This window comes from Acinetobacter sp. AOR41_HL (assembly GCF_027854645.1).
Classification (GTDB): domain Bacteria; phylum Pseudomonadota; class Gammaproteobacteria; order Pseudomonadales; family Moraxellaceae; genus Acinetobacter; species Acinetobacter nosocomialis.
Genome location: NZ_JAKTHZ010000025.1, coordinates 14813 through 38556, shown reverse-complemented (window position 1 = coordinate 38556; position 23744 = coordinate 14813). Strand labels below are relative to the sequence as shown.

Genomic DNA, 23744 nt, shown 5'->3' with positions numbered 1-23744 from the left:
AATCTTTAAGCATGAAAATAAATACATTGATGGATGGCGCTATGCAAGGCTCATACGCGACAGCACTATTAAAACAACAGCAACTCCCTGAAAGCTTCCACTTCTATTTTAAACAAAAACAGCAGTTGTCTAATACTCAGGAATTGCACCAACTCCACGGGTTGGTTCGTCCTCGTTTAAAAATTGCGATTGTGACAGAGACATGGCCACCAGAAATTAATGGTGTAGCGCTTTCCTTATTACAGTTATGTCAAGGTTTGCAAAAACAAGGTCATAAAATTCTACTGGTTCGCCCAGAACAAAAAGCCAAGTGTCATGATTTTCTACCAGAGCAAGAATGTCTCGTCATGTCACAGGCTATTCCTAAATATCCAACTCTGCAATTTGGTTGGCCTCAATATTTAAAAGTTTCAAAAGCTTTTGAAAAATTTGCGCCAGATGTTGTGCACATCGTGACGGAAGGGCCTTTGGGCTTAACTGCCATGCAAGCTGCAAAAGCAAAAGATATTCCGGTCTCTAGTGGCTTTCATTCACCATTTCAAGATTTTAGCCGATTCTTTGATTTGGCTTTTTTAGTTAAGCCAATTCAAAAATATCTTTGCTGGTTTCATAACAATACTCAAGTGACTTGTGTGCCAAGTAAAGATACCGAAGAAGCTTTACGTGGTTTTGGTATTACCTGTCCACTGGTTGTGGTGGGACGAGGGGTCGATACCACACGCTTTTCACCAAAACACCGTTCGGAAAGCTTACGCCAGCAATGGGGTGCCGATGCCGATACTCGTGTCATGCTGTATGTAGGGCGTTTATCACCAGAAAAAGAAGTTCAATTGATTGTTGAAAGCTATGCAGCTATGCAAAATATGCAGCAACATAAAACTAAACTTGTGGTGGTAGGAGATGGCCCAGATCTTGCTCGATTAAAAGCATTACCTGAAGCGAGAAATGTCATTTTTACGGGTAGTTTGCGTGGACAAGATTTAGCAATAGCATATGCAAGTGCTGATGTCTTTGTATTTGCGAGTCAGGTTGAAACGTTTGGTAACGTAGTTTTAGAGGCAATGGCAAGCGGTTTGCCTGTTATCGCGTATGATTATGCATGTGCAAATCAATATTTAGTCCATAACGTAAGTGGCTGGTTAAGTCCACTTGGACAGAAAAACCATTTTATACAACAAATTTATCAACTCCCTTCAGTACAACAACTTAGAGAAATGGGCATACAAGCCTGTCGTAAAGTACAGCAAAGCGGTTGGCAACTTCCGGTACAGCAATTAGAACAGGCATTTTATCAGGTAGTGAAGGAATCCTCGGTGGACTTCACCTAAGTATCCTAAAATAGGAGAACAACCATGAAATTAAAGAATGCAAAAATAAAAATACTCGATCTAGATTTACGAGGCTGTTTATACCTCAATCATTTTTCCCATTCACAGCGTGTAGCTTTATTTTTCAAAATTATTAGCCGTGCGGGCGATGGGCCATTTTGGTACCTCATGCTGGCAATTGTATGGGGAATGCATGGCATTACCTATAGTTTGCAAATTATCTATTTGCTACTTGGTGGTTCGGTCGGAACAGCAATTTATAAATTCTTAAAACATAAAACCACGCGTCCACGCCCTTACCAAGTACATCAGGTGATTGTGCTTGGGGAGAGACCACTTGATCACTTTAGTTTTCCATCAGGCCATACGCTACATGCAGTGATGGTGACAATTGTGTTGGGTTATATCCAGCCTGTGTTGCTGGCTGCCATGTTGCCATTCATGGTGCTTGTGGCATTGTCTCGTATGGTGCTTGGACTTCACTACCCAAGTGATGTGATTGTAGGCGCACTTATTGGTGCGGCAGTAGCAAGTCTGATTATTTTTGTCGCGCCATTATTGGGCATTGCTTTATAACGAACAGTAATTTTTATCAGCTTAAGCTATCGATTACGTTTGTGGATTTGCTAAAGTACACAGTTCGTGATTTAGCAGATTAAACAGATAGGAGCCGCTATGGGCTTACGTTGGACAGATACGATTGATATTGCCATTGAATTGTCAGAAGCACATCCAGAAGTTGATCCGCAATGGATTCGTTTTACCGATTTACATGCATGGGTATGTGCGTTACCAGACTTTAGTGATGACCCAAATAAATCAACCGAAGGATTGCTAGAAGCCATCCAAATGGCTTGGTTAGATGAAGTTCGCTAAAAACAGTAGAAAAAATCGCAACTTTTACACATTCAAAGCTGATTATTGCCTATGACATCGGTATAATGCGGCAAATTTTTTAAAGTTTAAATCTTAAAATAAAGGAGCCACTCATGGCAATTGAACGTACTTTGTCTATCGTAAAGCCAGATGCTGTGTCTAAAAACCACATCGGTGAAATTTTTGCTCGTTTCGAAAAAGCGGGTTTAAAAATTGTTGCGACTAAAATGAAACACCTTTCTCAAGCTGATGCTGAAGGTTTCTATGCAGAGCACAAAGAACGCGGTTTCTTTGGTGACTTAGTTGCATTCATGACTTCTGGTCCAGTTGTAGTATCTGTTCTTGAAGGCGAAAACGCAGTTCTTGCTCACCGTGAAATTTTAGGTGCTACAAACCCTAAAGAAGCGGCTCCTGGTACTATCCGTGCTGATTTCGCTGTAAGCATCGACGAAAATGCTGCTCACGGTTCTGACTCAGTTGCTTCTGCAGAGCGTGAAATTGCTTACTTCTTTGCTGACAACGAGATCTGCCCACGCACTCGTTAATCGAAAGCATTCAAACCAGATAAGTGGTATACTACTTATCTGGTTTTTTTATTCTCTCAAGAGCATATTGTTTGATTCTTGAACAATATATTCTTTTTTTGACATGGTTTAGGTAAATACACATGAGTTCTGCAGTGGTCGTTTCATCTGAAAATCTTGATGGACAGCAGCAATCTTCGTCCACGCCAGCATCGCCTGCTGCCGAAAAAGTGAATTTACTCGGCATGTCACGCGCTCAATTAGAAAAATTCTTTGAAGATATTGGTGAGAAAAAGTTTCGTGCCGGGCAGGTTATGAAATGGATTCATCAATATTTTGTCACTGATTTTGCTGAAATGACCAATATTTCAGGCAAATTGCGCGCAAAGCTTGAACAAATTTGTGAAATTAAAGCCCCTGAAGTGGTTCACCGTCATTATTCAAAAGACGGAACACGTAAATGGGTGTTTCGCGTAGGTGAAGGTTCTGGCTCTTTAGTAGAAACTGTATTAATTCCTGCCGAAGATAAAACTGGTTCACGTAAAACCTTATGTATTTCTTCACAAGTGGGCTGCGCATTAGACTGCTCATTTTGTTCAACAGGTAAGCAAGGTTTTCAGCGCGATTTAACGCCAGATGAAATTATTGGGCAACTTTGGATGGCAAACTATTCTTATATGGAAGAAGTGCCTGTTGCCGAGCGCGAGCGTTCAGTAACTAATGTGGTGATGATGGGTATGGGTGAGCCATTACTCAACTATGATGCTGTATTAAGCTCAATGCACATTATGCTTGATGACTTTGCTTATGGCATGTCAAAACGTCGCGTGACTTTGTCAACGTCTGGTGTTGTACCGAAAATTGACCAACTTGCACAAGATATTGATGTTGCATTAGCAATTTCTTTACATGCACCAAACGATGAACTACGTAATGAACTTGTACCTATTAATAAAAAATATCCATTGGCTCAGTTGATTGCAGCGTGTCAGCGTTATATTGCCAAAGATGGTAATGAAAGTGCGCGTAAACATGTGACTATCGAATATGTGATGTTAGAAGGCGTAAATGATCAGCCTGAACATGCACAGCAGTTACTTAAGTTGCTTAAAAACTTACCAAGTAAAATTAATTTAATTCCATTTAATCCATTCCCTCATGCGCCATATGGTCGCTCAAGTCGAAATCGTATTATCTCGTTCCAAAAAACTTTGTCTGATGCCGGATTTGTGTGTACGATTCGTCAAACACGTGGTGATGATATTGACGCTGCATGTGGACAGTTAGTGGGTCAAGTTGCTGACCGTACGCGCCGTGCTGAGCAGTGGCAAAAGAAAGTAGCGCAGCGACAAGAGATTTTACGTACACAAGGATAAAGTTGAGGGCAGACTTTGAGTACTCCGAAGTTAAAGATCATGTTATGTATGGGGGTTGCTGTTGCATTTCTGGCCAGTGGTTGTCAGTCTTCGCCAACGCTTAAAAAGGACCCGGAAAAAGCAGTTAAGGTGCGTACGCAGCTTGCCGCAGAATACATTCGTTCTGGTGACTTGGACTCTGCAAAGCGTTCCCTTGACCAAGCTTTAAGTGTCGATAGTCGTGATGCAACGGCAAATATGATGATGGGCATTTTATTGCAACAAGAAGGTAGTAAACCCAATTTAGAAAAAGCAGAACATTATTTTAAACGTGCAATTTCATCTGAGCCAGATAATGCTCAGGCGCGTAATAATTATGGTACGTATTTGTACCAAATGGAGCGTTATAATGATGCCATTGAGCAATTCCGTATTGCTGGTGCAACATTAGGTTATGATCAACGCTATCAAGCCTTAGAAAATCTAGGGCGGATTTATTTAAAATTAGGTGATATTGCGAGTGCTGAAAAAACATTCAAACAAGCACTCCTTGCTAACCGCGATTCTTACATTTCAATGTTAGAGTTAGCAGAAATTTTTTATTTGCAGCAGCAGATTCCGGCTGCTACACAAATGTATGAACAATACGTTCGTACAGTGGGGCAGAAAAATCAGGGTGCTCGCGCACTTTGGATTGGTTTAAGAGTGGCTCGAGCCAATGCGGATAAAATGGGAATGCAAGTTTTAGTAAACCAGTTACGTGCTTTATTCCCGGAAAGTCCAGAATATCAACGTTATTTGCAATTACAGTATAGTACTGAGGCCGTATGGAAATAAATCCTAATTCACAGCAGCCAACTGGCTCAAGCTTACCGACTTCTGCTTTAGGAAATATTCAACGTCCTGGTGAGTATTTACGTCAAATTCGCGTTTCTCAGAAAAAAGAATTAGAGCAAGTATCTTCTGATTTAAATATGCCGCTTAAAACGCTAAGTGCGTTAGAGCAAGACGATTATAAATCTTTGCCAGAAGCAACCTTTATTAAAGGTTATTATCGTTCTTATGCGAAATATTTAAATGCAGATGCAACTGCAATTATTCAGCGTTTTGATGAAATTTATGCGAACGATACAGGTCTTTTGCCAAATCATGCTTTAAACAACTCACCAATTAAAATCATGGGTAAATTACCGGGTTCTAATAGTGATCGTAACAAAAAATGGTTAAAGCGTGCGTTACTTGCGATTTTGATTATTGCTGTCGTGTCATTGATTGTGATGGGTGTCCAAAAATGGACTTCAAACAAAGAAGAAGCTGATGTGCCAAAAGCCAATCAGTCTAATGTTGAAGTTTTACCTATGAAAGGAAGTGCCTCTGCAACAGCGGGTGATCAATTGGTGTTAAACTTTAACCGTCCAACTTCTGTTCATATTGTAGATGCAACAGGCAAGGTTTTAGCGACGGGTCGTCAGGCATCGACTTTAACCTTAAATGGTGAGTCTCCATTCCAGATTCGTCTTGATGATGCAACAGCTGTGTCATTAAGTCTAAACCAAGAACAGATTTCATTGTCTCCATATACGGTAAACGGTAAAGCTGAATTCCGTTTATCCCGCTAATACCATGAGTTGAGCGATACAATGATAGAGAACCCAATTAAACGTCGACCAACACGTAAAATCCGTGTTGGTTCGGTCTATGTCGGTGGCGATGCACCTATTAGCGTGCAAAGTATGACAAATACCGAAACTTGCGATGTCGATGCAACTGTTGCTCAGATTGAGCGTTGTGTTGACGCAGGTGCAGATATTATGCGTGTTTCAGTTCCTTCTATGGAAGCAGCTGAAGCCTTTGGTGCGATCCGCAAACGTGTTTCAGTTCCATTAGTGGCTGATATTCACTTTGACCATAGAATTGCCTTGGCAGTTGCAGACTATGGTGCAGACTGTTTGCGTATTAACCCGGGTAACATCGGTTCAGATCAAAAAGTTCGTGAAGTTGTTGCTGCTGCACGCCATCACGGTATTTCTATGCGTATTGGTGTGAATGCGGGTTCTCTAGAAAAAGATTTACAGAAAAAATATGGTGAGCCAACAGGGCAGGCACTGCTTGAGTCAGCTTTACGTCATATCGATATTTTAGACCGTCTAGATTTCCATGAGTTTAAAGTCAGCGTAAAAGCATCAAATGTGTTTTTAACCATGGATGCTTATCGTTTGCTTTCTCAGCAAATCGACAATCCATTGCACTTGGGTGTAACCGAGGCTGGTATTTACCGTACAGGTACTGTGAAATCAGCGATTGCTCTTGGTGGATTATTGATGGAAGGTATTGGCGATACCATGCGTATTTCGCTTGCTGCTGAACCAGAAGATGAAATCAAGATCGGTTTTGATATCTTAAAATCGCTTGGTCTACGTTCTAACGGTATTAACTTTATTGCTTGTCCAAGTTGTTCTCGCCAAGAATTTAACGTGATTCAGGTGATGCAGGCCTTAGAAGAGCGTTTAGAAGATATACGTACACCAATGGACGTTTCAGTTATTGGTTGTAAAGTAAATGGTCCTGGTGAAGCAAAAGAAGCAGATATTGGGGTCGTTGGGGCTGCGCCTCGTTCATTGGTTTATCGTAATGGTGAGAAAAGCCATTTAATTGATACCAATCAATTGGTTGATGAAATCGAAACTATGGTTCGTCAACGTGTTCAAGAGCTTGAAAAAGCTAAATCTAAAGAAATTATTCGTAGTTCATCATGAGTTCAATTGTCGCAATCAAAGGTTTTAATGACGTTTTACCAACGCAAACAGCAGCGTGGAGACGTCTCGAGCAGCATTTAGCATCTTTAATGGATGCTTATGGTTACCAACAAATTCGTTTGCCGATCGTTGAACAAACGGGACTGTTTAAACGTGCTATTGGTGATGCGACCGATATCGTTGAAAAAGAAATGTATACATTCTTCGATAAAGGAAACCCACCTGAGTCACTGACTTTACGTCCGGAAGGAACAGCGGGTTGTGTTCGCGCGTTGGTTGAACATAACTTGTTGCGTGGTGCTACGCCACGTGTGTGGTATATGGGACCTATGTTCCGTTATGAAAAACCACAAAAAGGCCGTTACCGCCAGTTCCATCAGTTTGGCGTGGAAACTTTTGGTGTGGCAACACCTGATATTGATGCTGAATTGATTCTGTTAACTGCTCGTTTGTGGAAACGTATGGGCGTTGATCACATGGTTCAGCTTGAGTTAAATACTCTAGGTGAAACCGATGAGCGTACAGAATATCGTAATGCTTTGGTTGCCTTCTTAAATGAACATAAAGATGCTTTGGATGAAGATTCACAGCGCCGTTTAACAACAAACCCATTACGTATTTTAGATTCTAAAATTGAATCGACTCAGAAAATTTTGGAAAATGCGCCGAAATTACACGACTTTTTAAAAGAAGACAGTCTAAACCACTTCCAGCAATTACAAGATTATTTGACTGCTGCGGGCGTTAAATTTGTAATTAATCAAAAACTGGTACGTGGTTTAGATTATTACAATAAAACTGTTTTTGAGTGGACAACAACAGCTTTAGGTTCGCAGGGTACGGTATGTGCAGGTGGGCGCTATGACGGCTTGGTTGGCCAACTAAAAGGCAAGGCTGATCAGTCTGTACCAGCAGTTGGTTTTGCAATGGGTATGGAGCGTTTATTGCTTCTACTTGAGCAAGTTGAAAAAGCTGAAATTGTACGTGATTGTGAAGTTTTCTTGGTAGCAGAGCCAGCTTATCAAGCTAAAGCATTAGTTTTGGCAGAACAATTACGTGATCAGTTAGAAGCTGCTAATAGCAATGTTCGCATTAAAACGGGTTCACAGGGTAGCATGAAGAGTCAGATGAAAAAGGCTGATCAGGCTGGGGCCGTTTACGCCATGATTTTGGGTGAACGTGAATGGGACGCACAGCAGCTTGCTATCAAAGAGTTGGCAACAGCTGAGCAGACACAAGTTGCACTAGCTGAAATCGTACCATTCTTAATTGAAAAATTTACAAAATAAACTGAAACATCTGGAAAAGGACAATCACATGAGCTTAAGTGATGAAGAACAATTCGACAGCTTAAAGTCGTTCGCCAAAAAATATGGTTCTGCCATGATTAGCGGGATTCTCATTGCATTGATTGCCTTTTTCGGGTGGGAATATTGGCAAAAAAGAAACCTTGCAACAAGTCAGACAGAAACTGCAAAAGTACAGCAGTTAATGGATGAAGCAAATGCAACAGCCGATAATCCAAATGCTTTAGCTTCAATAACAGCATCGGCAGATAAACTTGTAAAAGACGATATTGATTCAGTTCAGGCGATACAAACTCAATTTGTATTAGCAAAGCTTGCATATGAAAAACAAGATTATGCTGCTGCTGAAAAAGCTTTGAAAAAAGTTGAAAACTCAAAAGTAAAAGATGAAGGACTGATTCAGGTTGTAAAATTGCGTTTAGCAGATGCACAATTAGCGCAAAACAAATATGATGAAGCTCTAAAAACCCTGTCTGGTAATGTCGATCCGGCATTTAAAGCAACAGTAGAAGAGTTACGTGGTGATATCTTTGTTGCTAAGAAAGATATTGATTCTGCTAAAAAAGCGTATCAAGCTGCATGGGATTCGTTACTGGAACGTAAACAAGAGCGACAAATTTTACAAATTAAACTCGAAAGTGTTGGCGTTTTAGTTGAAGATCCACAGATTGAGCGCCCAATTTTGGAAACACAGGTGGAAGAGTCTTAATGAATCAGAAATTCAAACTGCCTTTGGCAATTGCAATCGCATCAGCTGTACTGGTGGGATGTTCTAGCAACAAAGTAAAAGAAGCAAAACCAAATCCACTACCGAAATTGACTGAGTCGAAAAAGGCTCTGGTACCGGTGTTTTCGCGCAGTGTTTCTTCTACGAATAAGGCAGATCCATTACGTTTACAACTTGACGCTAGTGACGGTGTTGTTTTTACGCTTGACCCTAAGGGTGAAGTTGCTGCATATCGTGGCAAACAACGTCTTTGGGAGAAAAAAGTAAGTAAATTGGGCTTAAGCTCTGGTGTTGAAGCTGCTGAAGGTATTGTTGTTGTAGGTAACAGCAAAGGTCAATTATTTGCTTTAGATCAAGCGACAGGTGAACAAAAATGGACTGCACAATTATCTGGTGCATTATTAAGTCCTTCTTTAGTTCAATCTGGACGTGTGATTACGATTGCAAACGACGGTACCGTATTTGCACATGATGCGTCATCAGGACAACAAGTTTGGGCATACAAATTGCCAAACGTTCAGTTCAGTTTACGCGGTCAACCATCACCGGTAAGTCTTGACCCACGTACTGTTTTAATTGCTTCTGCAAATGCATATGTTTATGCAATTGATACGATTAGTGGTATCCCACGTTTCCAACGTCGTGTTGCGGTAAGTGAAGGTCGTTCTGATATTCAACGTCTAATTGATATTGATGGTGATCCGGTTGTTGCAGGCCAACTCATGGTTACAACCAGCTTCCAAGGTCAAGTCACAGTGACTGATTTGGCTTCTCAACGTGTAGTTTGGAGTGAAGATTCAAGCAGCACCAAGCGTCCAGAAGTTTATGACAATAAAGTATTTGTTTCATCAACTGATGGCAAGTTGACTGCTTATGATTTATCTACAGGCGAAAAGCTTTGGGAAAATGATAGCTTGTTGAATCGTCATTTAAGTAACCCTGTTGTGTTGGGATCGGACCTTATTGTTGGCGATTTGGATGGTGTTTTACACCTGATCGACCCAGCAACTGGTAAATTGGTAGGTCGTTCTAAAACAAGTGGTGAGGTTAATACTTTACGTGTTATTGAGAATCAACTCTACGTTTCGACCCGAAAAGGCGATTTAAGTATTTGGCAGAATCGTTAATTTTGTTCGCTTGTGCTAAAATAGCCGCTTAACAAATTACGCTGTTAAAAAATATCGGGGTGTTTGAATTAAATCAGTTCAAAGCCCCGTCTTTTATTATGGTCATATCTGACCTTAAAATATATCTCCTGTACTGTTTCTAATGCTCATGCCATGAGATATGGCTGGTCTTGAATTAAGGTTATTGTATGAAACCCGTTATTGCGCTCATTGGTCGTCCGAATGTCGGAAAATCAACGTTATTTAACCAGATTACCAAGAGTCGTGATGCACTTGTAGCCGACTTCGCGGGTCTGACTCGTGACCGTAAATATGGTGATGCGACTTATCAAAATAAGTCTTTCATTGTTGTTGATACGGGTGGTATCGGTGAAAGTGAAGGCGGTATCGATAACTACATGGCCGAGCAGTCAAAAACAGCCATCAACGAAGCAGATATTATTATTTTTGTGGTTGATGCGCGCGCCGGATTGTTAGCTTCTGATGAACAAATTGCTCGTGAACTTCGTACGTTAGGCAAGAAAATTTATCTTGTTGCGAACAAGGTGGATGGTGTACATGCTGAAGCTGCTTTAGTTGAGTTCTATAAACTTGGTATGGGTGAACCATTACAAGTTGCAGCGAGTCATGGTCGTGGCGTTCAGCAAATGCTTGAAGATGTACTTCAAGATGTTCCTGAAGATGAAAACCCAGAAGAGCATGATAAAGATACTGGTTTACGTTTAGCCATTATTGGTCGTCCAAACGTGGGTAAATCAACGTTGGTAAACCGCTTACTTGGTGAAGACCGTGTAGTGGCATTTGACCAACCGGGTACAACTCGTGATTCTATTTACATTCCGTTTGAGCGTGAAGGCCGTAAATACACTTTAATTGATACGGCGGGTGTACGTCGTAAAGGTAAAGTTGATGAAATGATTGAGAAGTTCTCAATTGTGAAAACTTTACAGGCAATGAAAGATGCTCACGTTGTGGTTGTTGTGGTCGATGCTCGTGAAGGTATTGTTGAGCAAGACTTACATTTAATTGGCTATGCGCTTGAAGCTGGTCGTGCCATGGTGATCGCCATTAACAAATGGGACAACATGAGCGAGTACGACCGTAAACAATGTAAACTTGACGTTGAACGTCGTTTTGACTTCATTCCTTGGGCAAAAATTCACTTAATTTCTGCTTTACATGGAACAGGGGTGGGCGAATTATATCCTTCTATCCACCGTGCTTATGAGTCTGCAAATTTAAAAGTTTCACCAGCAAAATTAACTCAAATTTTGAGCGATGCGACAGAAGCTCACCAACCGCCAATGATTAGTGGTCGCCGTATCAAAATGCGTTATGCGCATATGGGTGGACAAAACCCACCGACTATTGTGATTCATGGTAACAAGGTTGATAAGACACCTGCGGACTATCGTCGTTACTTAGAAAACGTGTTCCGTAAAGTGTATAAACTTGAAGGTACGCCAGTTCGTATTGACTTTAAAACTTCTGAAAACCCGTTTGAAGGTCGTAAGAGTCAAGTTGATGAACGTACAGCTGCGCGTCGCCGTCGTTATATTCAGAAATTCAAAAAAGCGGAAAAGAAATTTAATCGTTAATCTGTATAAATGTAAAAAAGCCCAAAGTATTCTTTGGGCTTTTTATTATATGGTTTAATAAGTTATTGGTATTTTTATATTAGCTTTAATCCTTAATTAGATGGATTTAAAAAGATGAATGATAGGAAAATTGAGGTTTATATAGGAAAGCTCAATGAGTTTTTAAAACAAGAACAGCAAGACTTTCCTGACTTTCGTACATTTAATAATTATAAAAAGCAGCAAATACAGCATATTAAAAATAATTTATTAGCTCAAAAGCTAAATGTAAATCCAGAAGATTTGTTATTTGCTAAACATGAGTATGGCAAACCTTATTTGTTAAATCATACGTTGCATTTTAACCATTCACATAGCCAACAATATTATGCTTTAGCGCTAAGTGAGCGAGTTAAAGATATTGGTATAGATGTTGAAGAACTTGACCGTAAAGTACGTTTAGATAGTTTGGCACAACATGCTTTTCATACTGATGAATATGCAACATGGCAAAATCTAGAACAAGATAGAGAGTATTGGTTTAAAGTCTGGACCACTAAAGAAGCTGTTCTAAAAGCATCGGGCCTTGGTATACGTTTAGATTTAAATACTTTAAACACTCAAGCACACCCTACAAATCATGGCGGATTATGTTCGCATGAACTTATTGGAACGTTTGCTTATCAAAATTTTGTTTCAGGTAACATGATTTTAACAGTGGCATGGCGTTCAGAGCAGTCTTGCCGTGGGTTTCAGTTACCTTCTATTCAGCTTCATTCACTTGAAGGATAGAGTGAGCCAAATCGCACATATAAAAAAACCGCGAATTACGCGGTTTTTTTAGTTGAGAGCAAGCTATAAAATTAAGCTTGACCTTCAACAGCAGCAGCTTGAGCACGTTCCATATTTGCTTCGAACTCTGCATCAAAGTTGATTGGAGTAAGAAGTAATTGTGGGAAGCTACCCTTAGTAACTAAGTCGTTTACAGCTTCACGTAGGAACGGGAACAAAATATTCGGGCAGTATGCACCCAAAATGTAAGGTAAGCGGTCTTCTTCGATATTATCGATTAAGAAAATACCAGATTGAGTTACATCTACGATGAATGCTGTTTCATTGTCGTTATTGGCTTGAACCACAACTTTTAAAGATACTTCAAAGTGAGTTGGGTCAATCTTTTCAGCAGCAGATGAAAGATTGATATTAAGTTCAGGTTGCCATTGTTTAGTAAAAACTTGTGCGCCTGGAACCTCAAAAGAAATATCTTTTGTATAAATACGCTCTAAAGCTAATTGTGGTTGAACTTGTTGTTCTTCGCTCATTGTTTTTTCCTTAATATGGATGCGATGTTAAGCCAATAATTCGTCGAGTTTACCTTCACGCTCTAAAGCATAAAGTTGGTCAAAACCACCGATAAACTGATCATTAATAAAAATTTGTGGAACAGTACGATGATTTGTACGTTGCATTAATTCAGCACGTACTTCTGGTGCCTCAACAGAAAGATTTACTTCTTTGTAAGCAACACCTTTACGCTCAAGTAATTGTTTCGCGCGAACGCAGTACGGGCATACAGAAGTTGAGTAAACAATGACATTTGCTGCCATAACAATTCTCCTTAAGCTTTTGGTTTGCTTTTAACGAGAGGTAAGCCTTGAGCTTTCCAGTTACTGATACCACCATCAAGGCGATAGCTGTCATGGTGAGCAACTTTCTGTAAAGCGCTACCAGCAACTTGCCCTAGGTTACAGATAAATACCAATGGACGGTCACTTGCTTTTAATTCATCAGCATGACTTGCAATTTGGCTATAAGGAATATTGCGGCTACCACTAATGTGACCTTCGCGGAAGTCTTTGCTATCGCGTAAGTCAATCAAAAGAGCATTTTTCGCTTTCACTAAAATACCAAGCGACTGTGGAGAAATTTTACGACCGTTACGTTGACCTTCAAAAATGAAGAACAATACGATCAAGACTCCGAGTGTACCAAACAAAATTGGGTGATTCCCCATAAACTCTAACCAGCGTTCCACAAGTCACCTAAAAAAATTAAAAACAAAATTGACCTAGAGTATAGCGTATATAGATGGTGATCAAAATCACCACTTCAAGGGCAAAAGGGGTAGAAAATTAGTTTTTTTGCTGCGCTTCTTGAATCTCGTCGATTAAACGTAAGAAGCTATCTAAGCGTCGCGGCAAAATTTCACCTGCTTCAACAGCCTGTTTTAAGCCACAGTTCTTTTCATGAGTATGCGTGCAGTTACGGAACTGACATGAACCTAAATGCGCTTCAATTTCAGGAAAACCCATACGAATTTTATCTAAATCGAGATGCCAAAGCCCAAACTCGCGAATTCCCGGCGAATCAATTAAGGCGCCATTTTTACCAAAGTTGATTAAGCGCGTAGAAGTCGTGGTGTGCTGTCCAAGTGCTGAGTTTTCAGAAATAATATTAGTTTTTTGTTCAGCATCTGGAATGAGTACATTAATAAGTGAGCTTTTCCCAACCCCTGACTGACCTACAAAAGCTACTGTCTCGCCATCAAGACGTTGAGACAATGCTGAGATGTCACCTTTAGAATGACAAATCATGACTTCATAGCCTAAATTTTCATACTCTTTGAGCATGTCGAGAATCGGATCATTTTCAGTGAGTAAATCTGATTTATTTAGTACTAGAAGAGCAGGAATATTTGCATCTGCACATGCTACTAAATAGCGATCAATTAAAGTCGGTGCCGGTTCTGGAAGCGGAGCAAAAACAATAACGATTAAACTAATATTGGCTGCTACAGGCTTTACTTTATGATAGCGATCCGGGCGTGTAAGTAATGAAGTACGTGGATGAATTGCGGTAATAATCCCTAAACCTGTATTAGGGTCTGCTTGCCACTTCACTCTGTCACCCGTGACTAGTAGTTCAAGATTTGTACGAGTGTGGCAACGCCAAATACTTTTTAGTTCAATCGGTTTCCAAAATGGTTCTGGTTCGCCTTCGGCAACTTGAGGTTTTTCTGGGTGATGCTCGGGTACAGAAAGTGCCTGTACTTCAAGTTGACGGCCATAGTGCTGTACCACCAGCCCATCTAGATCTTGTGAAGTATCGACTTCTTCTTGGCGAGTTTTATGCTGTTTTTCAATACGACGTTGCTGTTGCTCAGTTAAACGACGCTTACGAATTAGAGCCATTCATATCCCAAAAAAACCATTGTTTGAAGACCGCAAAAATAGCACGAAGCTGGTATGGAATTACAGCGCAGAAGCAAGAAATTTGCTACTATTGATGTTTTTACGGCATTTTAGAACGTACATACATGAGCAGTACTTTAAATACACGATTAATTTGGATTGATCTGGAAATGACCGGTTTGGATACCGACAACGACCAGATTATTGAAATCGCAACAATTATTACAGATGATCATTTAAATGTACTTGCCGAAGGTCCGGTTTTGGCTATTCATCAACCTGATCGTATTTTAAATGCAATGGATGAGTGGAATACGCGTCAGCATGGCCAGTCAGGTTTAATTGAACGAGTTCGTCGTAGTAAATTGACAGCTCGTGATGCTGAGTTACAGACTTTAGAATTCTTAAAAAAGTGGGTAAATCCAAAAGTTTCACCAATGTGTGGTAACTCGATTTGTCAGGATCGCCGTTTCTTGCATCGTCTTATGCCTGAACTAGAGCAGTATTTCCACTATCGTAATCTCGATGTGTCTACGATCAAAGAACTCTCAAAACGCTGGCGCCCTGAAATTATGAGCGGTCTGAAAAAGAATGCATCACATTTAGCTATGGATGACATTCGCGATTCAATTTCAGAGTTGAAATACTACCGCGAATATTTTTTCATTATGAACACTGATGGTAAAGATTGATTACGTTGTTCAAGTCATATGAAAGGGGGCAGTAGCCTCCTTTTTTATTGCTTATAAGACATGGTTACAATAATACCAAGGGGTAATTTGGCTTTCATATTCATTTTGCTTAAAATGATGTTTTAAGTTTATTTATTATAAAAAGAGAGCATTTATGCAAAGTAATAACCCGATACTGACTCGCGTTGAAACGGTCAGTGACTACAGTCAACCAATGACCGTGCAAGGTGCGATTCAAAAATCTGTGATGTTGACTATCATTGCTGCTGCAGTGGGTGTCGCTTTATTTTTCTATGCAGCCTTTACTGCAAATGTTGGTATTGCTTACGCAGCTTCAATTGTGGGTGCAATTGGTGGCTTGGTTTTAGCTTTAATCACAACGTTTAAACCAACGACTGCGCCAACTTTAGCAATTCCTTATGCTTTATTCGAAGGGGCATTTATTGGAGGTATTTCTTTTACTTTCCAGTTGAAATATCCGGGCGTTCCGCTTCAAGCCTTATTAGCAACTTTCGTTACCACTTTAGTGATGTTTGGTCTATATAAGTTCCAAATTATACGTGCAACCGAAAAGTTCAAATCAGTTGTAATTTCGGCATCTCTAGCAATCTTTATTGTATTTATTGTACAGATGGTGATGCGTTTAGCGTTTGGTTCAAGCATTCCTTATATTTTTGAAAGCAACTGGTTGGGTATTGGTTTTGCTGCATTTGTTGCAGTCATTGCTTCACTTAACCTGATTTTAGATTTTGACTTGATCGAAACCAATGCAGCATACCGTGCTCCAAAATTCATGGAATGGTTGTGTGGTATTGCCTTACTTGCAACTTTAGTTTGGATGTATATCTCGTTCTTACGTCTACTTGGCTTATTGTCTGATGACTAAAAATGAGATGATAAAAAGTCGCTCCTATGTAGGGGCGATTTTTTTTTCGTGCGATTTTTGAAAAAAGATGCATTATGCAATTTCGAAAAATGTTGAATATTGGCATTATGCTGGAAATTGTTTTGAGTGAGATCGGCATGACACAAGGACTTTTAGCAGGTAAACGCTTTTTGATTGCAGGCGTTGCTAGTAAATTATCAATTGCTTATGGTATTGCACAAGCATTACACCGTGAAGGTGCTGAGCTTGCATTTACTTATCCAAACGAAAAATTAAAAAAACGTGTAGATGAGTTTGCTGAGCAATTCGGTTCTAAACTTGTGTTTCCATGTGATGTTGCCGTTGATGCTGAAATTGATAATGCATTTGCGGAACTTGCAAAACATTGGGACGGCGTAGATGGTGTTGTACATTCAATCGGTTTTGCACCTGCACACACGCTTGACGGTGACTTTACTGACGTGACTGACCGTGATGGTTTTAAAATTGCTCATGACATTAGCGCATACAGCTTTGTTGCAATGGCACGTGCTGCAAAACCTTTATTACAAGCTCGCCAAGGTTGTTTGTTAACTTTGACTTACCAAGGTTCTGAACGCGTTATGCCTAACTACAACGTAATGGGTATGGCAAAAGCTTCTTTAGAAGCTGGTGTTCGTTACTTAGCATCAAGCTTAGGTGTTGATGGTATCCGTGTAAACGCGATTTCTGCGGGTCCAATCCGTACTTTAGCCGCTTCTGGTATTAAATCTTTCCGTAAAATGTTAGATGCTAACGAAAAAGTTGCACCGTTAAAGCGTAACGTAACCATTGAAGAAGTGGGTAACGCAGCGTTATTCCTATGCTCACCTTGGGCTTCAGGTATTACTGGTGAAATTCTATATGTAGACGCTGGTTTCAATACTGTCGGTATGAGCCAATCTATGATGGATGATGAATAAGTCTTAAGATTTATTCAAATAAAAAAAAGCCGTAGTTGAAGGACTACGGCTTTTTTACTGGGCGCAAGTTATTGTGGCAATTCTTTTACAGGTGAACCACCTAATGCCTGCATGAGGGTGACATAAGCGTTGTATTGGCTTTGTTTGGTTTCAACAAGACTCAAGCGCGCAGTACGTGTTGTTTGCTGGGCATCGAGAAGTGTTTTTAACGCAACAGCGCCATAACGGTAACGTACTTCGGTTAAACGTTCGGTTTTTTCTGCAAGTTCAACATTACGTTGTTGCAGTTCTACTTGTTTGTCGAGTTCTGTACGGCTTGATAACGCATTTTCTACATCAGCAAAAGCCTGATAAAGCGTTTGGCGATATTGAATAATCGCTTTTTCATAATCAAGATTACTAATCGCAATATCTTTCTTCATATCGTTATATTGCAAAAACGGTAAGCTCAAACTCGCCCCAAGCGTGAGGGCAGGGTTGCGTAATAACTCGGTTAAAGATGTGCTGCTTGAACCTAAACTGCTGGTTAAGCTAATAGACGGATAGTAGCTTGCTTTAGTCGCATCTTTGGTTGCTAGCGCCTTTCTTAAACGAAGCTCGGCTGCTTGCAAGTCAGGGCGGCGTGACAAAATATCCGCTGGTAAACCTGCACCAATAGCAGGAAGCGCTGTACGTGGTAAACGCTGTGGTTCTTGAATGTTGAGTTGCTGTACTGGCTCATGCAATAACACTGCAATGGCTGTACGTGTTTCTACAAGCTGTTGTTCAATTTGGCTTAAACTTGCTTTTTGGCTTTGAACAGACTGCTCGGCTTGCGTAAGGTCTAAGCCTGAAACTGCACCTGCTTTATACTGAGTTTGAACTAACTGATAAAGCTTTTGTGAAGTGGCTAAGCTCTGCTGTGCAGTTGCATAACGTTCATTTAAGTAGCCCAGTTGCCAGTAGAGTTTCGCTGTAGTGGCAATCAGACTTTGACCTGTAGACTGTAAGTCTTGTTCAGTCGCTAAAGCTTCCCATTTACTTGCTTCGGTTTGACGAGCAAGCTTGCCAAACAAATCAAGTTCATAACTTACGCCTGCACTTAGCGAAAGTCCTGCTGAGCTGTCATCACCTGAATTTAAATCGAAACTATGACCTGTAGAAACTTTTGAATTGGTACGCAAGCCTTGTTGATTTGCAGTTAAATCAGCTTTCAAGCGAGCTTGCTTTAAGGTAATTCCCGCTACAGCTAAATCGCTATTACGCTCTAATACGTTGTTTACGAGTTGGTTGAGCTGTGCATCTCCAAACAGTGTCCACCAACGGTCAGAGTATTGTTCAACTGATGCTGTTTTAGTTTTAGTCGTATCGTACTGAAAACTACCCGGAACCTGTACAGACGGTGCTTGGTAAGGCGTTTTAACCATTGCTGCACATCCCACAAGAGAACTGCTGAGGAGAAGTGCTGCGCTAAGTTTAGTCATTGAAAAAGACATGCAATTTTCCTTATTCTCGTGATAGTGCTGCAACAGGGTCAAGTTTTGCGGCATTTTTGGCAGGCAAGAAACCGAATACGACACCAATCAGTGTTGAGCAAACAAATGCTGCCACAATCGAAGTCGTTGAATATGCCACTGCAAAATTACCTGCGGCTACTTTGTTAATAAGTTGTCCTAACCCCAGCGAAAGTAATACGCCGAGAACACCACCAATTAAACACACTAAAATTGCTTCAATTAGGAACTGTTGCAAAATATCACTTTGTCGAGCACCGACAGCCATACGTACACCAATTTCTTGCGTACGTTCAGTTACCGAAACCAACATAATGTTCATTACACCAATACCACCAACTACCAGAGAAATGACCGCAATTGCTGAGACCAGAAGGGTCATGGTGCTGGTTGTTTTCTCAATGGTTTGACGGATACTGTCACTGTTCATAGTGAAAATATCTTGGGCACCATGTCTCTGCGTTAATAAATTAACGATGGCGTTTTCAGCAGCGCTGGTCGAGTATTTATCATTAATACGTACAACAATATTGCGGACATGCGCTTGCCCTAACATACGGCTCATGACCGTGGTATATGGCATATACACATTAAGCGTATCATCTGAGCCCATACTACTGGTCTGAGGTTCGACAATGCCGATAATACGAGCCGGCACACTACCTAGTAAGACCACTTGCCCGATTGGGTTAGTACCATCGCTAAAGAATTGTTTTTGTGTATTCGTGTCAATCACTACATCTTGTGAACGGTCACGTACACTACGTTGATCAAAAGTTTGACCATCTTTAAAAACCAGACCTTTTACATCAAAAAAATCGTTACTTACGCCATTAATGGTCGCGTTCGCTTCATTTTGTTGATAACGCATAGTTTTGGATGTGCTGACCATTGGACTGACCGCACTCACATAAGGCTGCGTCATTAATGCATCGGCATCGGCAGGCACCAATGTTTTAAAATTGGCCGTCTTGGAGTTATCACCAAAACCACGCCCTTGGAATACAGTAATTGTGTTAGTACCGAGGCCGCTAATATTTTCCAAAATCTGCTTTTGTGAACCATTACCCAGTGCTACCACGGTCACGACAGATGCAATACCAATAATAATCCCGAGCATGGTTAAAAAGGTGCGCATACGGTGGGCATTCATAGACAGCAAAGCCATTTGGAACGCCTCAGATAAGCGGTCTAAAGTTGAACGCCAAGCTGAAATGCTTTTACCTTTTTTTTGCTTATTTTGTAGAGCAGGGGCAGCATCGGGATCAGATTTAACTTCTTCTGTAGATTGGTCTGGAACATTAGGACGGTCACTAATAATTTCTCCGTCACTAATTTCGATAATACGCGTTGCATTTTTCGCAACTTGTATATCGTGCGTGACCAAAATAATGGTGTGACCAGCCGCATTGAGTTCACGCAAAATTCGCATTACCTCAATACCACTATGTGAGTCGAGTGCACCTGTTGGCTCATCGGCTAAAATTACATCACCACCATTCATTAAAGCACGGGCAATTGAAACACGTTGCTGTTGACCACCTGAAAGTTGGCTTGGTCGGTTTTGTGTTTTTGTGCCTAAACCTAACTCGGTAAGTAAGGCAGTTGCACGCTGTTTACGATCTGAAGGTGTAACACCTGCATAAACGGCTGGAACCTCAACGTTACCTTCGGCTGACAAGTCACCAAGTAAGTGATAGCGCTGGAAAATAAAGCCAAAATATTCACGGCGTAATTGGGCCAACTGATCAGGTTCTAGCTTACCGGTTTCTTGACCATTAACCTTGTAACTACCACTTGTTGGGCGGTCCAGACAGCCCAAAATATTCATGAGCGTTGATTTACCAGAACCGGACTGGCCGACAATCGCAACCAGTTCACCTTCATAAATGGTCAGGTCAATGCCTTTTAAAATTTGAATCGTGCTTTCGCCAGCAGGGAATTCCCGGACCAGATTGCTGACTTCAAGCAAAGCTTGTTTTGTCATGCTTACATTCCCATTGGACCATTACGGCGACGGTTATTACCACTATTTGCAGAGGCAGCAGAGTTTTCTGAACTATCCGCAATTACAACTTGATCACCTTGTTTTAATCCGGCAAGTACTTGTGCATTTACACGGTTATTAATACCTACCAAAATTTGTGTTGGTTTAGTTGTGCCATCTGCTTGTAAAACACGAACTACGCTCAAGGTTGCTTTACCTTGTTCAATAAGTTGTTTTTGTTCAGGAGTTAAGTTTAAGCGTTCTAAACGGGCACCATTACCTGAATGTTTTCTTTCGGCATTTGGAGTTGAAGCTGCTTTATCTGCTGACTGACCAGGTTTTTTCTGACCAGAAAATTGTTTGCTACTTAAGGCAGAAGATGGAACCAGTAAGGCATTTTTTGCTGAATCTAATACGATATAAACTTGAGCAGTCATATCAATACGCAATTTGCCATCTGTATTTGGAACGTCAAATAAAGCGTTGTAGTAGACAGCTGAGCTACTGGTTGAGCTTGTAGTACTGTTTGACTCACTAGAAATTGAATCTGGTGCTGGCTCAATCTGACGTAATGTCGCATAACGCTTACTGTCATCGCCTAAAGTAGTGAAGTAGACTTTTTGACCTTTTTCTACTCGCATGATATCTGCTTCACTTACCTGTGCTTTAATCGTCATATTTTGCAGTTTTGCAATTTTAACGATCGTTGGAGCACTTTGGTTCGCGTTTACGGTTTGGCCTTCTTCAGTCACAATTGCAACAACGGTACCATCAGTTGGCGCCACAATACGGGTATAGCCAATATTTGTTTGTGCTGTTGAACGAGTAACTTTCGCAGACTCGATTTGTGCATCTAATGCTTTGACTTGTGCTTGGGCTGTTTTATAAGCAGCTTCAGCTGACTCTAAATCTGCACGAGGTGTCGCATCTTGAGCATACATTTGTTGCTGACGACGATATTCGAGTTGCTTTTCATTTAAAGATGCCACTTGTTGAAGGCGCTGTGCCTCTAAGTTTTTAATATTGGCATCAGATGTTTTTAAACTGTTTTCTTGGGTGGTTGAGTCAATTTGTGCAATAAGTTGACCTTGTTTCACTTGATCACCAAGCTGCACATACATCTTTTTAACCTGACCGGATACCTGAGCACCGACACTAATGAGCTTGGTTGCATCAAGCGTACCGGTTGCAAGTACATTATTCTCAATATCTCCGCGAGTTACCTCAGCTGTAATATATTGAGGCTGCTGCTGTTTAGGTTTAAAAAACTTCCAAGCTAATGCAGCAATAACGGCTATACAGACGACAATAATAACGAGTTTAATGGGCTTTATTTTTGGCATGGCGAGAGGTCGAAAAGTCTAAAATTTTAATTAGTATAAGAGTCAATTGAGGATAAAACGTGAATTTTTATGATATTTCAACAAAGCAGACAAAGGATTTGGCCGCTCTATTGTATAAATAATGTTTTCCCACACAACTCGGCAATCGCTTGTTGCATTAAATGTTCGGCATTTTCATTAGACATGCCTTTAATTGCTGCATCAATTTGCAAGAGTAGAGCAGACCATCCCAGAAATTGCTGTGGATTGAGTCTTCTTAAAGCTTGTTGATATAAGCTAACTTTGGTTTTCCAAATACCGAGTTGCAATGCATTGTGTGGCTGTTCAAACAACTGCATTAATAAACGCATTTCTTTACTTAATGTCCATAAGATCAGACTTTCTGGTTCACCCGAACCAATTAAATATTGGAAAATCTTAATAGACTGAGCAAGATTGCCTTCTAATAAAGCATCGCTTAAATCATAAGTGGTGTAACGAGACTGATCTTGCAAACAAGCATATAACTGTTCAATTTGAATCAGTTTCTGGTCTGGGAAAGTATCTCGTACGCGCATCAAACTATTTTTAGCAGCGAGTAAATTGTGCTCATGATGCTGCATGAGCCACTGCCAAGCGTCATTGTCGAGTTGAATTTCGAGCTTTTCTGCTTCAGCAGCTAAAATTTTTTGGCGGTCTTGCGGATAGTTTGCAGTAAGAGCAACAACAATGCCGTTTGCTTCAACAACTTGGAAAAAAGCAGACTTTAAGCTACTGCTATCTTGTTTGGGTAAAACAATTAACAGCAGGTTGGTTTCATTATGCTGAATATAACTTTTAAGCTGTTTTAAACCATTTGCATCGGGCTTGATATTGCCGTGAACTTCAATAGCAAGTTGCTGTGAAAATAAAGACAAGCTGTTCAGGGCATTAAACACATTTTTCCAGTCACTCACACTACTAATGTCATAGCGCTGTCTTTCAATGTCTTGTTGCTGCCAGCTTTTACGGAAAGTATCTAGTAAATTTTGTTCAAGTAATGGTTCCTGACCATGCAGGATCCACGCACCCCGAGCTTCCGGAATGCGTTTAAGGGCTTGTAAGTAGTCAAGTTTCATTACTAAAGAATAGATAAATCTTATGGTTGAGCTTTTGGTAAGCGATTAGCTGAAATTTGACGAGTAATTTGCTGAGCAATGTCATCAATCACAATACGTTGCAAGTAACCTTCTTGCTGGTTTTCAGTGTTGACAGTTGCCAAGTCGTATTGATAACTACGAGCTGCGGTTAAAGTACGTGGCTCGGTAATTTTATTCCCTTGACGGTCTTCAATTTGGAAAGTCACAGTCAGACGTAATAGAACTTCTGTAAGCTTACCATTTAGAAGTTGACGACGAGGCGTGTACTCTAAAACATGAAGAACATAGGCGTCGTTGTCATTGGTGAGCTGAACGCCATTTGCTGTTAAGTACACTTTTAATTGTGTTTCTAAGTCATCGGTTTTTGCCGGTAACTCAAGGCTCAACTTTTTATAAACAAGTGGAGTCGCAGTCGGGTTAGTTCCTTTTAAATGGAAACCACACCCGACTAAGCCTGCACTAAGGCCTAAGGTTAAAACAACAGCGGCTAAACGTTGGGCTAAGTGCATGCTTGAT

General features: G+C 40.6%; 25 protein-coding genes. 16 read left to right on the top strand and 9 right to left on the bottom strand.

Translation table 11 applies throughout. The features are described 5' to 3' along the window. The first annotated feature begins 29 nt into the window (after window positions 1-29). From MKL35_RS09980 to MKL35_RS09920, 13 genes are all read left to right on the top strand, one after another. A complete protein-coding gene (locus MKL35_RS09980) occupies window positions 30-1328 on the top strand; it encodes a glycosyltransferase family 4 protein (protein ID WP_270913572.1) in 1299 nt (432 codons plus the stop codon). 24 nt (window positions 1329-1352) lie between these two features. Next, complete coding sequence (locus tag MKL35_RS09975) at window positions 1353-1904, top strand: phosphatase PAP2 family protein (protein ID WP_004710660.1); 552 nt, start codon at window positions 1353-1355, stop codon at window positions 1902-1904. Window positions 1905-2003: 99 nt separating this feature from the next. Further along, a complete protein-coding gene (iscX, locus tag MKL35_RS09970) occupies window positions 2004-2204 on the top strand; it encodes a Fe-S cluster assembly protein IscX (protein ID WP_000524329.1) in 201 nt (66 codons plus the stop codon). A 113-nt stretch (window positions 2205-2317) separates the two neighbouring features. Beyond that, window positions 2318-2749: a nucleoside-diphosphate kinase gene (ndk, locus tag MKL35_RS09965; RefSeq protein ID WP_000963851.1), complete on the top strand. Its 432-nt coding sequence runs from the start codon at window positions 2318-2320 to the stop codon at window positions 2747-2749. 122 nt (window positions 2750-2871) lie between these two features. After that, window positions 2872-4104 (top strand): 23S rRNA (adenine(2503)-C(2))-methyltransferase RlmN, encoded by a 1233-nt coding sequence (rlmN, locus tag MKL35_RS09960; RefSeq protein ID WP_002053401.1) that lies wholly within the window; start codon window positions 2872-2874, stop codon window positions 4102-4104. 15 nt (window positions 4105-4119) lie between these two features. Beyond that, complete coding sequence (gene pilW, locus MKL35_RS09955; RefSeq protein WP_004710659.1) at window positions 4120-4920, top strand: type IV pilus biogenesis/stability protein PilW; 801 nt, start codon at window positions 4120-4122, stop codon at window positions 4918-4920. Further along, window positions 4911-5702 carry a helix-turn-helix domain-containing protein gene (locus MKL35_RS09950; protein WP_002053491.1) on the top strand — a complete coding sequence of 264 codons (792 nt, stop codon included), beginning with the start codon at window positions 4911-4913 and terminating at the stop codon, window positions 5700-5702. The genes pilW and MKL35_RS09950 overlap by 10 nt, the downstream gene beginning before the upstream one ends. 21 nt (window positions 5703-5723) lie before the next feature. Next, a complete protein-coding gene (ispG, locus tag MKL35_RS09945) occupies window positions 5724-6839 on the top strand; it encodes a flavodoxin-dependent (E)-4-hydroxy-3-methylbut-2-enyl-diphosphate synthase (protein ID WP_032009832.1) in 1116 nt (371 codons plus the stop codon). Further along, a complete protein-coding gene (hisS, locus tag MKL35_RS09940; RefSeq protein WP_106479672.1) occupies window positions 6836-8128 on the top strand; it encodes a histidine--tRNA ligase in 1293 nt (430 codons plus the stop codon). The genes ispG and hisS overlap by 4 nt, the downstream gene beginning before the upstream one ends. A gap of 28 nt (window positions 8129-8156) precedes the next feature. Next, on the top strand, window positions 8157-8855 hold the full coding sequence (locus MKL35_RS09935) for a YfgM family protein (RefSeq protein WP_002053293.1): 699 nt from the start codon (window positions 8157-8159) through the stop codon (window positions 8853-8855). Next, on the top strand, window positions 8855-10000 hold the full coding sequence (bamB, locus tag MKL35_RS09930) for an outer membrane protein assembly factor BamB (protein WP_004883298.1): 1146 nt from the start codon (window positions 8855-8857) through the stop codon (window positions 9998-10000). Before MKL35_RS09935 ends, bamB begins: the two co-directional genes overlap by 1 nt. Window positions 10001-10188: 188 nt before the next feature. Continuing rightward, on the top strand, window positions 10189-11598 hold the full coding sequence (gene der / locus MKL35_RS09925) for a ribosome biogenesis GTPase Der (RefSeq protein WP_002053398.1): 1410 nt from the start codon (window positions 10189-10191) through the stop codon (window positions 11596-11598). 114 nt (window positions 11599-11712) lie between these two features. Then, window positions 11713-12369 (top strand): 4'-phosphopantetheinyl transferase family protein, encoded by a 657-nt coding sequence (locus tag MKL35_RS09920; RefSeq protein ID WP_032009828.1) that lies wholly within the window; start codon window positions 11713-11715, stop codon window positions 12367-12369. Window positions 12370-12440: 71 nt separating this feature from the next. Here the strand turns inward: MKL35_RS09920 and secB are convergent, their stop codons facing one another. From secB to rsgA, 4 genes are all read right to left on the bottom strand, one after another. Then, window positions 12441-12899: a protein-export chaperone SecB gene (gene secB, locus MKL35_RS09915; RefSeq protein ID WP_002053511.1), complete on the bottom strand. Its 459-nt coding sequence runs from the start codon at window positions 12897-12899 to the stop codon at window positions 12441-12443. A gap of 27 nt (window positions 12900-12926) precedes the next feature. After that, entirely contained in the window at window positions 12927-13184 is a 258-nt protein-coding gene (gene grxC / locus MKL35_RS09910; protein ID WP_000729828.1) for a glutaredoxin 3, read from the bottom strand. A gap of 11 nt (window positions 13185-13195) precedes the next feature. After that, window positions 13196-13612, bottom strand: coding sequence for a rhodanese-like domain-containing protein (locus tag MKL35_RS09905; RefSeq protein ID WP_000443006.1), 417 nt, complete (start codon window positions 13610-13612; stop codon window positions 13196-13198). Between the two features lie 97 nt (window positions 13613-13709). Then, window positions 13710-14768 carry a ribosome small subunit-dependent GTPase A gene (gene rsgA, locus MKL35_RS09900; protein WP_002053397.1) on the bottom strand — a complete coding sequence of 353 codons (1059 nt, stop codon included), beginning with the start codon at window positions 14766-14768 and terminating at the stop codon, window positions 13710-13712. Window positions 14769-14893: 125 nt separating this feature from the next. Between rsgA and orn the strand changes: the two genes are divergently transcribed. The 3 genes from orn (at window position 14894) to MKL35_RS09885 (ending at window position 17287) form a co-directional block, all read left to right on the top strand. Continuing rightward, complete coding sequence (gene orn, locus MKL35_RS09895; protein ID WP_002053300.1) at window positions 14894-15460, top strand: oligoribonuclease; 567 nt, start codon at window positions 14894-14896, stop codon at window positions 15458-15460. Window positions 15461-15614: 154 nt separating this feature from the next. Then, window positions 15615-16346: a Bax inhibitor-1/YccA family protein gene (locus MKL35_RS09890; protein ID WP_002053496.1), complete on the top strand. Its 732-nt coding sequence runs from the start codon at window positions 15615-15617 to the stop codon at window positions 16344-16346. A gap of 137 nt (window positions 16347-16483) precedes the next feature. Continuing rightward, a complete protein-coding gene (locus MKL35_RS09885) occupies window positions 16484-17287 on the top strand; it encodes an enoyl-ACP reductase FabI (RefSeq protein WP_002027450.1) in 804 nt (267 codons plus the stop codon). Between the two features lie 68 nt (window positions 17288-17355). On the opposite strand, the gene MKL35_RS09880 is transcribed toward MKL35_RS09885, so the two are convergent. The 5 genes from MKL35_RS09880 to MKL35_RS09860 all read right to left on the bottom strand — a co-directional run bounded on the left by MKL35_RS09880 (window position 17356) and on the right by MKL35_RS09860 (window position 23737). After that, window positions 17356-18750, bottom strand: coding sequence for an efflux transporter outer membrane subunit (locus tag MKL35_RS09880; protein WP_081401014.1), 1395 nt, complete (start codon window positions 18748-18750; stop codon window positions 17356-17358). Window positions 18751-18772: 22 nt separating this feature from the next. Next, window positions 18773-20767 carry a MacB family efflux pump subunit gene (locus tag MKL35_RS09875; RefSeq protein WP_032009826.1) on the bottom strand — a complete coding sequence of 665 codons (1995 nt, stop codon included), beginning with the start codon at window positions 20765-20767 and terminating at the stop codon, window positions 18773-18775. 2 nt (window positions 20768-20769) lie between these two features. After that, the gene (locus tag MKL35_RS09870; RefSeq protein WP_002053440.1) at window positions 20770-22110 is read right to left on the bottom strand and encodes a MacA family efflux pump subunit; all 1341 of its coding nucleotides are present in this window, start codon (window positions 22108-22110) and stop codon (window positions 20770-20772) included. A gap of 107 nt (window positions 22111-22217) precedes the next feature. Then, complete coding sequence (gene holA / locus MKL35_RS09865) at window positions 22218-23207, bottom strand: DNA polymerase III subunit delta (RefSeq protein ID WP_032009825.1); 990 nt, start codon at window positions 23205-23207, stop codon at window positions 22218-22220. 20 nt (window positions 23208-23227) lie between these two features. Further along, complete coding sequence (locus MKL35_RS09860) at window positions 23228-23737, bottom strand: LPS-assembly lipoprotein LptE (protein ID WP_002053498.1); 510 nt, start codon at window positions 23735-23737, stop codon at window positions 23228-23230. Between the last annotated feature and the right edge of the window lie 7 nt (window positions 23738-23744).

Coding starts and splice junctions, on each gene's coding strand:
- MKL35_RS09890 (WP_002053496.1), top strand. CDS start 15,615: ATGCAAAGTAATAACCCGATACTGACTCGCGTTGAAACGGTCAGTGAC.
- bamB (WP_004883298.1), top strand. CDS start 8,855: ATGAATCAGAAATTCAAACTGCCTTTGGCAATTGCAATCGCATCAGCT.
- rlmN (WP_002053401.1), top strand. CDS start 2,872: ATGAGTTCTGCAGTGGTCGTTTCATCTGAAAATCTTGATGGACAGCAG.
- grxC (WP_000729828.1), bottom strand. CDS start 13,184: ATGGCAGCAAATGTCATTGTTTACTCAACTTCTGTATGCCCGTACTGC.
- holA (WP_032009825.1), bottom strand. CDS start 23,207: ATGAAACTTGACTACTTACAAGCCCTTAAACGCATTCCGGAAGCTCGG.
- MKL35_RS09975 (WP_004710660.1), top strand. CDS start 1,353: ATGAAATTAAAGAATGCAAAAATAAAAATACTCGATCTAGATTTACGA.
- hisS (WP_106479672.1), top strand. CDS start 6,836: ATGAGTTCAATTGTCGCAATCAAAGGTTTTAATGACGTTTTACCAACG.
- MKL35_RS09935 (WP_002053293.1), top strand. CDS start 8,157: ATGAGCTTAAGTGATGAAGAACAATTCGACAGCTTAAAGTCGTTCGCC.
- ispG (WP_032009832.1), top strand. CDS start 5,724: ATGATAGAGAACCCAATTAAACGTCGACCAACACGTAAAATCCGTGTT.
- MKL35_RS09920 (WP_032009828.1), top strand. CDS start 11,713: ATGAATGATAGGAAAATTGAGGTTTATATAGGAAAGCTCAATGAGTTT.
- secB (WP_002053511.1), bottom strand. CDS start 12,899: ATGAGCGAAGAACAACAAGTTCAACCACAATTAGCTTTAGAGCGTATT.
- iscX (WP_000524329.1), top strand. CDS start 2,004: ATGGGCTTACGTTGGACAGATACGATTGATATTGCCATTGAATTGTCA.
- MKL35_RS09880 (WP_081401014.1), bottom strand. CDS start 18,750: ATGACTAAACTTAGCGCAGCACTTCTCCTCAGCAGTTCTCTTGTGGGA.
- orn (WP_002053300.1), top strand. CDS start 14,894: ATGAGCAGTACTTTAAATACACGATTAATTTGGATTGATCTGGAAATG.
- der (WP_002053398.1), top strand. CDS start 10,189: ATGAAACCCGTTATTGCGCTCATTGGTCGTCCGAATGTCGGAAAATCA.
- MKL35_RS09870 (WP_002053440.1), bottom strand. CDS start 22,110: ATGCCAAAAATAAAGCCCATTAAACTCGTTATTATTGTCGTCTGTATA.
- MKL35_RS09980 (WP_270913572.1), top strand. CDS start 30: ATGGATGGCGCTATGCAAGGCTCATACGCGACAGCACTATTAAAACAA.
- ndk (WP_000963851.1), top strand. CDS start 2,318: ATGGCAATTGAACGTACTTTGTCTATCGTAAAGCCAGATGCTGTGTCT.
- MKL35_RS09860 (WP_002053498.1), bottom strand. CDS start 23,737: ATGCACTTAGCCCAACGTTTAGCCGCTGTTGTTTTAACCTTAGGCCTT.
- MKL35_RS09885 (WP_002027450.1), top strand. CDS start 16,484: ATGACACAAGGACTTTTAGCAGGTAAACGCTTTTTGATTGCAGGCGTT.
- MKL35_RS09875 (WP_032009826.1), bottom strand. CDS start 20,767: ATGACAAAACAAGCTTTGCTTGAAGTCAGCAATCTGGTCCGGGAATTC.
- MKL35_RS09950 (WP_002053491.1), top strand. CDS start 4,911: ATGGAAATAAATCCTAATTCACAGCAGCCAACTGGCTCAAGCTTACCG.
- rsgA (WP_002053397.1), bottom strand. CDS start 14,768: ATGGCTCTAATTCGTAAGCGTCGTTTAACTGAGCAACAGCAACGTCGT.